Source organism: Arthrobacter sp. B0490, assembly GCF_002929355.1.
Lineage (GTDB): Bacteria > Actinomycetota > Actinomycetes > Actinomycetales > Micrococcaceae > Arthrobacter_D.
Window position 1 is genome coordinate 45426 of the sequence record NZ_PJIR01000015.1, and the last position, 12375, is coordinate 57800.

Genomic DNA, 12375 nt, shown 5'->3' on the forward strand with positions numbered 1-12375 from the left:
GCCCCTGTCTTGTATCCCATGGGTTGCAAGACAGTCGGTCGAGACACCACCACTCCCCCGCCGCTACTGCTCCCCTGGTGTCTTGATACCGTGTCTCGTAAGCAAGATCACTAAATAGTGACAAAAGAGTTGGTTGCTAGACAGTTTTGAGGCCATCAACGTAGAGGATTGGCATAGGGAAGCTGATCGGGTGCGCGAGGGTCAACGCGCGCCCAGGACACAGACCGGCAGGTCGCCGACCTCCTGGCCGTAGGCGTGCGCCGCGATTACTTGTACATCGATCACGGTGTCAGTGGTGCCCACGCCCGGCGGCCGCTGTTCGACAAAGGCCTCGAGGCGCTGCATGAAGGCGACACTCTGATCGTCACGACCCTCGACCGGCTCGGCAGGTCGACATCGAACATGCTCACCTTGGCTGATGAACTCCGACTCCGGCAGGTCAACCTCCGGGTGCTGAATCTCGGCGGCGGGAATGTCGACACCGGCACACCGATGGGATTCATGGTCTTCACCGTCATGGCGGCCCTCGCCCAGATGGAACTCGAGATCAAACGCGAACGCGTCAATGACTCCAACACCAACCGCCGCGATGCCGGTCTGGACCTCGGAGGCCGACGCCCCGTCTTTTCGGACAGTCAGATTGCCAACGCCCGCCGACTCATCGAACAGAGACAACCCGCATCCCATGTCGCCCGCGACCTGGGCATGTCACGCCCTACCCTGTACCGGCGCATAGCGAACCTTGATGCTAGGCAATGGATTGCCACCCAACCCGGCACATGAGGCAAAAATCAACTGAGACCTCCCACCCATGACCGGCACGGCAAATCAAGCCAGTCGGTGAGAAAAGGTCGAGTCACTCAGCTGCAGTGGTTCACACTGCGGCGTTGTAATACGACGATCCGTGAAGCGAGGTAAGCGAAAGCTTTCAATATCCCGGGTTACCTGACGGAAGTACCAGTCGGTGCCTAGACTTTACCGAGAGGGCCACCGGACTTCCTATCAAGATGACCGATCCGCAGGATTCTTCGTTCGACTGTTCGCGTTGCCTTCGGAAAGGGTGAGGAAGATGCTGGGCTCGTCCGACTTCCCACCCCCAGCGGCCGGGTGATGCACGGGTGACCGGAAGAAACTCGTCTGAGCTGGATGAGTTGTGTTCGACACTGTGCTCATCGTTCATTGAAGCGGTTCCGGTAACGGGGGCCGCGCTGTCGGCATTCAGCGGCTCCCCGCAGGAGACCATGTTGGGTGCCAGCGACTCGCTGGGCGCCCGGTTGGATGAGTTGCAGTTCGACCTGGGCGAAGGGCCACGGTGGGAGGCTGCCCGCTCCCGGATGCCCGTCCTCCTCCCCTACGTGCGCTCGATGCCGCACGAAAAGTGGCCCGTCTTCGGGAAAGCGCTGACCGAGACCGATGTGCAGGCCCTCTTCGTCTTCCCCCTGGTCGTCGGCGCCCTCGATATCGGAGTTGTCGAGCTCTATAGGACTGCCCCTGGGGAGTTGAACGAATCCGGGCTGGGTATGGCTCGCGCGCTGGCCGACGGAGCGGCCTGGAGCCTGCTGCGTCGCGTCCTTGCCCCGGACGACGGCGACAACTTGGGAGTTGGTTTATCTCCGTCGCGCCGGGAAATCCACCAGGCAACCGGCATGGTGCTCGCCCAGACCGGGGGAACGGCCGCGGACGCGTTACTCCTGCTGCGGGGGCACGCGTTCGCGCACGGGCAGACCGTGCGGGAGAGCTCCGGGGACGTCCTGGAACGTCGGCTGGATTTCATACCGCCCGCGGCCCGTGAACGGGCCTGAAGAGGCCTAAAGAGGCCTACAGTGAGCTTCATGGAATCCACCACTCGGGCAGGCCGGGTCAGTGCCGCCTTCGTGAGAATTGCTGACACCCTCATCGATGAATACGACGTGCTGGATCTTTTACACACGCTCGTGGACGAATGCGTCGACCTGCTCGACGCAACCGCCGCCGGCCTCATGCTGGCCGGCCCGGACGGCGTCCTGCAGGTCCTAGCCTCCACGAGTGAGGAAAGCCATCTCGTGGAAGTCCTACAGCAGGAAACAGGGGCCGGGCCGTGCGTGGAGTGCTACGTCACGGGGGTCCCCGTCACCATCCGCGACATCGCCGGAACCGGCGACCGATGGCCCGAATTCAAGCAAGCAGCCGCAGCCCAAGGCTTTCGCTCCGTCCACGCCTTCCCGATGCGGGTCCGCGGCAGGACCATCGGCGCCATGAACCTGTTCCGCACCGACACGGGGGAACTCAGCGCAGAGGATATCGCGATCGGTCAGGCACTGGCGGACGTGTCGACGATCAGCATCCTGCAGGAGCGCACCATCCGGGAATCCGCCGTCGTCAACGACCAGCTCCAACGTGCCCTCAACAGCCGGATCCTCATCGAGCAGGCCAAGGGCATGATCTCCCACATCTCGACCGTGGACACCAACGAAGCCTTCCAACGCCTCCGTTCCCACGCCCGGGCACACAACACGAGCCTGCGCGACACCGCAGAAGCAGTCCTGAACCGCACCCTCACGCTCTGACTCACGAGCGTCTCATGCTCGAACGAGCTGACGGGCAGGGGGTGGTAATGTCCCGCCTGCCGGCTTTCCGGCCATGTTCCGCGGCTGCGGCCAAACCCGCTCTGGTCCGTTCGGCGAGCTGATCACGCTCGAGATGGGCGAAAGCGGACATGACAGTGAGCATGGCTTTGCCCATCGGTCCGGTAGTGCTGATGCCTTCGGTGACGCTGCGGAAGTGCACTCCCCTGCGTTCCAGGTCATCCATGAGAGCTAGCAGATTGCGGGTGTCACGTCCGAACCGGTGCAGCTTCCACACCACGACCTCGTCACCCTTCCGAAGGTGATCGAGGAGTCTGTCGAGCTCGAGCCGACTCGCCATCGTCCCGCTTACACCATGATCGGTGAAAATCCGGTCGCAGCCCGCCGCCGAGAGAGCGGCGTGCTGCAAGTCAGCGTTCTGCTCCATCGCGCTGACCCGGGCGTACCCGATACTTCCCATCCCATGCTCCTCATGCTCATCAAAGGCTAATTTTCACTTTGTTGAGAATAGTAATGAGACACGTTACTGAGACGGGTCATGCCTGCGAACTTCCTTGCACGTGTTGGAGTACACCGTCCCCACTCGACCATCTCAGTTGTCCGGTCAAGGGGTCCCTCGGCGGGACGGGCCTACGAGTGACTCATTGGATCACCTGAGGTTGTGGTCCAGGCCTCCTGATAGGTGGAGCGTTGCCAGTGCTGGCGCGGGCCCTCCCACTCGCGTGCGACATCGGTCAGCCACATCGTCGTATCGGGATTCCACCCTGCGAGAACCGTGGACATGTCGGCGTCGACCCGCAGCGCCCGACTAGCGCCACTGAGGTAGGCCAGGACGGTCAGATGCACCGCATCCCACCGCTCCGCGACCTTCTCCCAGTCCGGGATCACCCATCTGCCGTCGTGACCGGTACACCGGTACCAGTCATGGCGCCGGGAGGCCGTGACCTCCAGCGGGTACTCACGGCACAGTGACACCCAATCGTCGGCGGTGCGTACCTCGTAGGTGCGGCCGACGCCGCGCACGGGGATCACCGTGGCGTGCTCCTCGCCGAAGGAGTCCTCGATGAGGTTCAACCCCAGCGGCACCCGTCCGATTGTTTGCAGGGTTCCGTGCGGGAAGGACCACCACGTCCCCGACCAGTTGGCCTGAGGATTTCGGGGTCGTTCCTTCTCTGCCCGGACCTCCTCCGCGCGGGTGTCACGCGCCCACGTGGGGAGGGCTCGCGCTGGGTCCCTGGTCAGGGGTGCAGGATCATCTGCGGGCCGCCAGTTAATAGCCCACTGCTCGACCTGCCGGCCGTGCGACCACCACGGTGTAGAGGACGCCGTCATCACGTGCTGAGCGATCGGGGCAAGGGCTGTTCTCACTTCGGGAAGCGCTGCGAGGACATCCTCCCCGTCCGGCTCCTGCCAGGGCCGAGACGTGTCGACCGCTGCGGCCAACGCCCGCTCGATCGCAACCCCGCCGATCCGCGTCACATCGGACGAGGCCAGGCCGGCGATGAGGTCCGTCATCGACGGTCCCGGCTGATCAGGGTTCTCACCGGAGGTAGCGGTGATCAGCACCCGCGATGTGCCCTTACCCAAATCCAGGTCATGGGCGAGCCAGAACGCGGCGGACCTGATCGACGGGTCCACCTCCATGGCCAGTTCCAGGCACAGACGTCGTCCACGAGGCCCTCCCAGCAGCACATCCGCGCCCGTATCCATCCGCTCACCCTACGTGCGCGGTGGATAGTCTTACTGCGTGCAGATTGTTCCTTTTGCCGCAGGACATCGCGAATCGCTCCTAGCTCTCTCACTGCGTGCATGGGAGCCTGTCTTCCCGCTACTCAAGCCAGCCGTGCCTGCGTTCGTCTATGAGTCCTTCTATCCCGAGGGGTGGCGTACGCGGCAATTCGACGATCTGAGCGCCACCCTCGACGCTGAGCCACAAAACGTTGACGTCGCGCTGATTGACGGCCTACCTGTCGGCTGGGTCTGCACTCGACTTCACCCGGAGGACACCATGGGTGAGGTGTACGTCCTCGCCGTAGACCCAACACATCAGGGAAAAGGGGTGGGTACCGCGCTCATGCAGCACTCACTCGAACGAGCTAGATCACGCGGAATGCGAATGATGATGGTCGAGACGGGCGACGACCCCGGCCATGCGCCTGCGCGTCGCGTTTACGAGGGGGCCGGATTTGAGCGGTGGCCTGTCGCTCGCTACTTCAAAGACATAACCCCAGAAGCTGAGTAACACCCGGCTTCACCCTGACCGGTACATCATGTCCAAGTGAAGCTAGGTGACCGGCCACAGGGCGCTGCAAGAAGCGCGGCACTTGGCGCTGCGACTCATAGCTTAGATTCACCGGCCTCGAGCCAATTCTTGCCGTCGGTCCGGTCAAAGGATCCTACGCAGACAGGACGGTCTGGGCGGCCTGAGCGGTCTCGACCGGCCCGCGCGTCGAGGGTAACCCGAGCTTTGATCGGCTCGCCTCAGCTCGGACTCCTCTTCGTCGCTTTGCTGCGCTTCACGCCCTGACGTCGTCGCCGAGGTGCCGATAGATCGTGCCCCGCGGGACCCCGAACGTCTCGGCGATCTGCTGCACCGTATACGTCTTCTCGTCATACATCGCCCGCGCCTGACGGACCTTCGTCGCTCTCATCTTGACCCGGCCACCGCCCTTCCGGCCCCGCACCCTCGCTGCGGCCAAACCATCCTTCGTACGCTCCATGATCAGGTCATGTTCGAACTCCGCGATCGCCGCAAGCATGTGGAAAACAACCGTCCACCTGGGGTCGTCGGATCAATGCCCTGGAAAAGTGCCTTCAGCCCGACGCCCCGCCGCTCGAGCCCGTCGACGACTTCCTTCAGATTCCGCACCGACCGGCCCAGCCGGTCAAGTTTCGTCACGACCAGGGTGTCCCCGGCGCGCAGATACTCCACCGCGTCATCAAGCGCCGGCCGCTTCGCCAGCACACCCGAGGCGTGCTCGATGAAAATTTTCTCGCACCCAGCAACCTCGAGCGCATCGGTCTGACCATTCAGGTTCTGATCCCGGGTCGAAACACGCTCATAACCAACAGCTGCCATGCCCGGAACTGTGCCGCGAACGTGGGTCGCAATACATAGCTCTCGGACACGCTCCATGGAACATGACGCGCCGTTCTCGGCCCTCATGGATCGGAGTGTTCCATGGACGGTCGTCTATGGACTTAAGGTTTGGACATGGGGGTGGCTGTTCCGGAATCGATGTGTCCATTAGAAAGAGAGGGGGTTGCAGGGCAGCTACGGCTGCCCTGCAACCCCGTCGAGACCCATATGGCCGACTGCTTGACCAACGGGTCTCTTTCACCGGTCGACAGCATGCCGTGTCGACCCGCAATAACTGGTGGCGGGAAAGCCGGATTCGAGAACATGTGTCTGTGCCTCGGCCAGGCGCTGCCCGTCGGTGCCATGATGGAACTGCGCAGCCGGTGGTGTGTGTCTGGTTGGTGCCCGGTTTCCGGATGAGGGTCGCTCGGCACGTTGTCGGATTGGTGAGCGGATGCCTCATCGTATGGAGTAGTAATCAGCAATGACGTGACGGCTAGAGAGGACGACCTATGGGCAAGCGGCCGACGGTAGATCGGGGTATGCCCTCATCCCACTTCGGTGGGGTCGAGCGGGAGCACGACCTTGCTACCGAGCTGGCGGGCCTCGCCCGGTCCCTGCAGCAGGAACCCGATGGCGACGCGATCCTTGAAGGGTTCGTCCACGCGGCCCTGGAACTGGTGCCCGGCGCCGATGAAGGTTCCGTCAGCGTGGTCCTGGGCAGGAAGAACATCGGATCCCGGGCCCCGTCAGGCGATCTTCCCAGACGCATCGACGCACTGCAGATGGAAACGGATGAGGGGCCCTGCCTGGAAGCCGCGTACAAACACCGGACCATCCGCGTCCCGAACATGGATACCGAACAGCGCTGGCCCCTCTTCGCCCGACGCGCCGCCGAGGCGGGTGCCCGGGGCATGCTGTCCATCCAGCTGTGGGTGCAGGGCGACGATCTCGGCTCCCTAAACCTGTACTCGCACGAGTCCGACGCTTTCACCGACGAGTCGGAGAACATCGGCCTTCTCGTCGCTTCCCACGCCGCGGTCGCGTTCGCCGAAGCCGAAGAGTCCCGCCAGCTGAAAGCAGCCGTTCACTCACGTGACCTCATCGGCCAGGCCAAGGGAATCCTCATGGAACGCCATAAGATCACGGGCCCTCAGGCGTTCATCGCTCTGTCCCTGGCCAGCCAGCGGACCAATACGAAACTCTTAAAGGTCGCCGAACACCTCGTTAACAGTGGTGAACTTTTAGGGGAGAATTAATGTGCCGCTACCCCAAGAACTGAATTATCCTGCTGACACTCGTCAAGTACTTCGAGGTGCTCAGCGAACGCCGCAGCCCAACGGATTCAGGATCCATAGATGAGACATCAACTCAGCATTAGATCGAATCCGCAGTCATCGTAGCCAGCGGCGCAGTCTAGGCACCGTGGGCACCTGGTGCCTGGTGCCTGGTGCCTGGTGCCTGGTGCCTGGTGCTTGGTGCTTGGTGCTTGGTGAGAATCAAAGAACCACTTGGCATCGCGCGCAACCAGCTCCGGGCATTTCCACTGCATCAGGTGCCCTTCGTTGGCATAGACCTCAATAGGCGCACCGGCGATCTGCGACACCAGTGTCATTTTCAGGAGTCGCCTGTACGGAACGTCAAAAGTCATCCGCACCGGGTTCAAACGCGGCACTCTTAGCAACAGAGGCCCGGCAATGGGCACCGTGGACGCATGAACCCTGTAGCTATTGCTGTTTAGCGCGGACAACATCCGAAAAATGCACGACAGTGCAGGGGACTTCTGCCATTGGGTTGTCAGGGTCCCTGCACCCGAAGCCTTCCACCGCGTGAAATGGCGCAGATGACTTCTAAAAATGACAGCGTCTTTTTCACATCGGGGACTGTTCACGACTTGGTCCTATGCGAAGAGCGCGACCGCCATGACCATCGGCAGCGAGACTACAGAGGCGATGGAAGTGACCATCGTCAGCGTCTTGAAGGTCCCTTGGGTCGAGAGCCCAAGCAGTGATTTGAACATCCAGAAGAAGTTGCTGTTGACCTGAAGAGCGAACATCGCGCCCGAGGCGATGGCCAAACCGATGACGAGCGGTGAGACGTCGATCGACCCGAGGACCGGACCGATGATCCCCGCGGCCGCGATGGCTGCCACTGATACCGATCCGATAGCCAGGTGCAGTACCGCAGCGATGACCCACGCAAGCAGGATACTTAGGATGACCGGCGCCCCCGCATCGGCTGTGAAGAGGCCGGCCAGAATCGTGTCTAGCCCGGTCTCCCCGATGACCGCACCAAGGGACCCGCCGATACCGGTGATGAGCAGAATCTCACCGGTGGTGTGAAAGCCCTCGCTCATTGCCGTGTCTGTGCCCTTTGAGCCCAGGGTGCGCCGGCACAGTACGTAGGCACCCAGTAGGCCGACGAAGAGCGCGAAGTTAGCGTTGCCCACGAAAGCGATGAAGTCGTTGGAGAAGTCGAACAGCTCCGCGAAGGCACCGAAGGCGATCATTACCAGGGGTACGAGGATGGGCAACAGGCAGACGAGCAGTGGAGGGGTGGCGGTGTCTTTCTCGACGAGTTCGGTGGTCTCCAGTTCGACCATCGCCTCGTCGACTTCTTCGTCCCTGTCCGCTTTCCAGTAGGAGCCGCGCAGGATCAATCGGAAGATCAGCGTCGTCGCGATCGCGGTCAAGGGTCCGAGTACGAGGCCATAAATTAGCCAGATGCCCAGGGGGATACCCAACAGGCCAGCGATGGAGACCGCGGCCAGCCCTGGGATCACGAAGACGTAACCTGCGAAGATCCCGGTCCCGAGCGCACCGGCCATGTGCGGCAAACCGGTCCGGCCGATGAAGGGCCCGCTTGAGCGCGCAACCGGAGAGGCCAGTACGACCTGCACGTCCACGTAGATCGAGGGGAAGATCGTCGCCATCGCAGCGGTCAACGCGTACGGGAGCCGGCGCGCACCGACGCCGTTGACGAGCATCATCACCATTTTCTGGAAAGCGCCAACCGCATGAAGCATCGCTCCAATGAGCACTCCAAAACCGATGAGCAGGCCGACCTCGCCCATGATTTCGCCGAACCCAGTGGCGATCGCCGTGATCGTCGCAGTAAAACCGACACCAGTCGCGAGGCCCAAGTAGAGCGAGCCGATAATCAGCGAGATCACCGGGTCGACCTTGACCTTGATGATCAGCAGGATGATGACGACGATGGCTATCGCGGTATGAAGGACGATCATGGCCTGCCCCCACCGGTACGGGCAAGGACGAAGCCATTCGATACCGTGTCCACATCGACCCCCACTCTGGCACTTCTTGGTCGCCGCTGTTCCGCGTCGACGACGAGGCTAACGTCGGTATCCCCACGGACACCGCAGGTTCCCGCGAAGATGACACCGGGTCTACTCCGGAGCTCGTTGATGTGCTTCCATCCGGTGGGCTCAGTTCATACTGGCAGTCCGGCAGTGTCAAGGCTCTGAAGGACATAACCCAACTTCAGAAAGTCGTGCACCCGGGACTCTAACGGGGAGTCAACGAGCTGGCGCAGCTCTAGGACTCACCGATCAACTTTTGGAAGGGGCATGGGCGCGGAGGGCGCTTGGCCTGCCAATCAAATTGATAATTGATAGTGGTACGGCGGTGAGCACGATCCGCGAGGAAGTTCGACACCGGGAAGTATATTTGCTTGGCCGCTGGATGAGGAAGTTGTAAGGCGGGTTTCAGTGGTAATGCCTGAAGGAGTTCTGACGTCGTGGATTTACGTCTGATTTCATATTGCTTCTGCCGATGCCCCGGGTATTGCAGGGTTCTATCGTCGTTTTTGATAATCCCCATTACCTCACGGGCGATAGCCACTTCTACTCGCCGCAATGGACGCAGATCGAGGAAGTGAAACACCTCTGAGAGAGGCAGCAAGACGGAACCTATTGGGTGCCGTACATCCTGCCTGTAGTGCCAGTGGATATCATCGGTCCGTTTTTACAATCAACACGTCGCAGGGTGCATTGCGGGCCACGCTGTTCGCGACGCTACCCAACACGCGACCAATGCCCCTCAATCCGACGTTGCCCACAACCAGCAATCCGGCCCCCACACGCGCTGCTTCTTCGACCAATGCCTCCTGCGGCTTCCCGCGAACGGCGACGGCGCGGATGCTCAGGCCGGGATGTTCCTCGCGCAGTTTGGCCGCAACTCGTTCCGCCATTTTTTGCGCTTGTTTGACGTCGTCAAGTATCCAGGTGTCATTCCCGATCTTAATGACCTCGGTATTTTCCTTAACGTGAGCACTGAGCACTGCGAGTTCAGCATTGAGGCCCTCAGCAATCTGGGCCGCCCGCGAAGCCGCTTTGAACGCAGTGTTGCTGCCGTCAACTCCCACCATCACAATATCTGACATTTTTGCTTCCTCCTCATTGCTTTGCTTTCGACCATGGCCTGGCTTTGACCAAAGACAAGCCAAAGTGAACCGTTTCGACTACGGCGTGTGCCTCCTTATTCCTATTCACAACAATAGATGTAGAAGAACGGTTCCCACATAGAAGATGTCGCCATCTGTCAGTCATAAGACCTCCAGCCCGCTCATCGCCGCTGTTTGCAGCATTAAATCCGAGACCAGGACGCCCTGAAGTAACCCTCCAATCTCCCTGGACCGTTCCAAGTCTGACGCATCCGCTGCTATCGACGGTCAGAGAGCATGTCTGTTGCGAGCGAAGACTCAGCAAGGGATGGTGGTCTCAACTGGTCAGTGCACCACTTCTTGGCAGGATGAGTGGCGGAGGTGCGTGTGGGAGTTCACGACGGAGCAGCAGCAGGCAATCTGGGAGGGGCGGCGGGACGGTGAATCGTTCCGTCAGGTCGGTGACCGGGTGGGTCAACCGGCGCACGTGGTCCAGTACTTCCTCCGGGATCACGGAGGCATCAAGCCGAGCATTCCTCAACGGAACCGCCAGCACCTGACTCATCAAGAGCGCGAGAAAATCTCTCGCGGTGTTGCAACAGGGTTGTCTATCCGCGGAATCTCCGCGACTTTGGGAAGGTCTCACTCGAGCATTTCGAGGGAGCTCGTCCTAATCCGTTTCTGACATGACGAGGCGGGTGAGGACAGTAAGCAGATCAGTCAACTCACTTGTCCACTCTGACGACCACTCGTCAGCCGTGATGTCGTCTAGTGGGCTGGACCTACATCCCGCGGGGGCTGGCCGTCACCGCCAGATGCCCGATGACCCGGAGGGGGACCTCGACGTCGGCGACGGCCTTCGAGGTGAACTCGAACGCGTTGGTCAGGGTGCCGCTGCCGTTGGCGAGGACGCCTTCCCGGGTGGACTGCTCCACAATGGTAGCGACCTCGTCGAGGGTGTAAGCGCTGGTCGCCTCGTCCTTCGGCTCGACCTTGAACAGGCGCAGAATGCCGTTGGCGATTCCGTTCAGCGCCCAGATGACCGGTCGAACGACCTTGGACACGAAGACCAGGGGCGGCGCCAGAAGCAGGGCGGCCTTTGTGGGTACAGAGAACGAGATGTTCTTTGGGACCATCTCACCCAGGACCACGTGCAGGAATGTGACCAGCAGCAGGGCGATGACGAACGCGATCACGCCGACGGCTTCGGGCGAGGTACGACGAAGGGGCGCTGCGCAAGCAGCGCCCCTTTTTGTCATGTCCTAATACCGCATCGTGGGACAGGTCCGCGCGGCTCTGGCACAGCTATCTACGGTGTGCGGGGAGCGGCCGGCGCATCAGCCACAGCAGTGCGCGGTCTTCCCTGGTGAAGTACCGGGTGGGCGTGGGTGAGCGCCTCGAAAAGCCTGCAATGACGGGGCCCATGGGGTTATCTCCTACCAGGGCGACTTTCGAGTACGCCTGATACGCGTTCATGCCGGCCCGCGCCTCGGGGCTCACGCCGCGCACCCCGACGATGCGCACCAACAACGGCATGCGCTCCCCACCCTGCAGCGTGAGCCGCTCCTTGCTCTGCAGGGTAGACAGGGCCAGCGCTGCCTCCACGGCATCGGCATACTCGATGTGGATTCCTGGTTCCCATTCAAGGCGTAAGACACCCTGGTCCGCACTGGCAGTGAACACGATGGCGATCTTCCCCTAGGTAACGTCGTAGGTACGGCGGGTGATCCTGATCCTGCGCGAGTGGAATCTACAGCGCCTCAGCGATTGGCATGATCCGCTTCCGGTGCTGTCGTCCAGACCGGGTGGCACCCTGCCTGAGCACCACTCCGGCATGGGGATAGCCGAAATGGCGATGCCAGTCTAACCATGGGACAGACCGGTCTGTTCACGGGATTTCATAGCGCGTGCAGCAAAAGGCATGTTAGCGGCCGAAGGATGGGCAACTGACGCAGGAGTCCCTCCTACTTCACACTGTCTGCTGCGGCGCCCGGGAGCATCATCATCGCCCACGGCAACCACCCCGGATCCGGCACCGGCCAAGGCCTGGCCCAAGCCCTTCCCCACCTTCTGGCCAAAGGCAGAACCTTCACCACCCTCAGCACCGCCATGACGCCCTAACGCCCACACCGCGATAGGCCCACAGGACCACCCCATAGCTCCCAACCGCGAGGGCAGGATCGATGCACCGCGCGGTTTGTCTCCGCTTACGTTGGTATTCCCAGTCGGCCGACGCGGGGCTGCTATGAAGGAATGGCAGGTACCCCCGTCCAGGGCACCTGCCACTCCTTTGGTTCAGCTTACGGACGTTGTGTCCGGACGTGGCTGTCC

The 12375-nt window shown here is 61.6% G+C and carries 11 protein-coding genes and 4 pseudogenes; 7 read left to right on the forward strand and 8 right to left on the reverse strand.

What is annotated here, in order from left to right; all coding sequences use genetic code 11:
- The first annotated feature begins 173 nt into the window (after positions 1-173).
- The 3 genes and pseudogenes from CXQ97_RS16445 to CXQ97_RS16455 all read left to right on the forward strand — a co-directional run bounded on the left by CXQ97_RS16445 (position 174) and on the right by CXQ97_RS16455 (position 2546).
- Positions 174-783: pseudogene (locus CXQ97_RS16445) on the forward strand (recombinase family protein).
- A 335-nt stretch (positions 784-1118) separates the two neighbouring features.
- Complete coding sequence (locus tag CXQ97_RS16450; protein WP_104181971.1) at positions 1119-1802, forward strand: GAF and ANTAR domain-containing protein; 684 nt, start codon at positions 1119-1121, stop codon at positions 1800-1802.
- 30 nt (positions 1803-1832) lie between these two features.
- Positions 1833-2546, forward strand: a complete 714-nt coding sequence (locus tag CXQ97_RS16455; RefSeq protein ID WP_104181981.1) for a GAF and ANTAR domain-containing protein — start codon at positions 1833-1835, stop codon at positions 2544-2546.
- 1 nt (position 2547) lies between these two features.
- Here CXQ97_RS16455 and CXQ97_RS16460 read toward each other — a convergent pair whose 3' ends face one another.
- Both CXQ97_RS16460 and CXQ97_RS16465 read right to left on the reverse strand, forming a co-directional pair.
- Positions 2548-3024, reverse strand: coding sequence for a recombinase family protein (locus tag CXQ97_RS16460; protein ID WP_104181972.1), 477 nt, complete (start codon positions 3022-3024; stop codon positions 2548-2550).
- 170 nt (positions 3025-3194) lie between these two features.
- Positions 3195-4274, reverse strand: coding sequence for a hypothetical protein (locus CXQ97_RS16465; protein WP_104181973.1), 1080 nt, complete (start codon positions 4272-4274; stop codon positions 3195-3197).
- Between the two features lie 37 nt (positions 4275-4311).
- On the opposite strand from CXQ97_RS16465, the gene CXQ97_RS16470 reads away from it, so the two are divergent.
- Positions 4312-4806, forward strand: coding sequence for an N-acetyltransferase (locus CXQ97_RS16470; RefSeq protein ID WP_104181974.1), 495 nt, complete (start codon positions 4312-4314; stop codon positions 4804-4806).
- Positions 4807-5080: 274 nt separating this feature from the next.
- Here the strand turns inward: CXQ97_RS16470 and CXQ97_RS20685 are convergent.
- Positions 5081-5643 (reverse strand): annotated as a pseudogene (locus CXQ97_RS20685) (recombinase family protein).
- Positions 5644-6155: 512 nt separating this feature from the next.
- On the opposite strand from CXQ97_RS20685, the gene CXQ97_RS16480 reads away from it, so the two are divergent.
- Positions 6156-6902, forward strand: a complete 747-nt coding sequence (locus tag CXQ97_RS16480; RefSeq protein WP_258062686.1) for a GAF and ANTAR domain-containing protein — start codon at positions 6156-6158, stop codon at positions 6900-6902.
- Between the two features lie 641 nt (positions 6903-7543).
- Here the strand turns inward: CXQ97_RS16480 and CXQ97_RS16485 are convergent.
- The 3 genes from CXQ97_RS16485 to CXQ97_RS16490 form a co-directional block, all read right to left on the reverse strand.
- Positions 7544-8887, reverse strand: a complete 1344-nt coding sequence (locus tag CXQ97_RS16485; RefSeq protein WP_104181975.1) for a GntP family permease — start codon at positions 8885-8887, stop codon at positions 7544-7546.
- A 310-nt stretch (positions 8888-9197) separates the two neighbouring features.
- Positions 9198-9563 (reverse strand): hypothetical protein, encoded by a 366-nt coding sequence (locus CXQ97_RS19630; RefSeq protein WP_146069693.1) that lies wholly within the window; start codon positions 9561-9563, stop codon positions 9198-9200.
- 49 nt (positions 9564-9612) lie between these two features.
- Positions 9613-10044, reverse strand: coding sequence for a universal stress protein (locus tag CXQ97_RS16490; protein ID WP_104181976.1), 432 nt, complete (start codon positions 10042-10044; stop codon positions 9613-9615).
- A gap of 328 nt (positions 10045-10372) precedes the next feature.
- Between CXQ97_RS16490 and CXQ97_RS16495 the strand changes: the two are divergent.
- A pseudogene (locus CXQ97_RS16495) lies at positions 10373-10711 on the forward strand (helix-turn-helix domain-containing protein); the annotation flags it as partial.
- 163 nt (positions 10712-10874) lie between these two features.
- Here CXQ97_RS16495 and CXQ97_RS16500 read toward each other — a convergent pair.
- Both CXQ97_RS16500 and CXQ97_RS16505 read right to left on the reverse strand, forming a co-directional pair.
- Positions 10875-11252 (reverse strand): annotated as a pseudogene (locus CXQ97_RS16500) (CNNM domain-containing protein); the annotation flags it as partial.
- A gap of 97 nt (positions 11253-11349) precedes the next feature.
- Complete coding sequence (locus tag CXQ97_RS16505; protein WP_146069694.1) at positions 11350-11727, reverse strand: STAS/SEC14 domain-containing protein; 378 nt, start codon at positions 11725-11727, stop codon at positions 11350-11352.
- A gap of 40 nt (positions 11728-11767) precedes the next feature.
- Between CXQ97_RS16505 and CXQ97_RS19980 the strand changes: the two genes are divergently transcribed.
- Positions 11768-11911, forward strand: a complete 144-nt coding sequence (locus CXQ97_RS19980; protein WP_181035124.1) for a hypothetical protein — start codon at positions 11768-11770, stop codon at positions 11909-11911.
- Positions 11912-12375 lie beyond the last annotated feature (464 nt).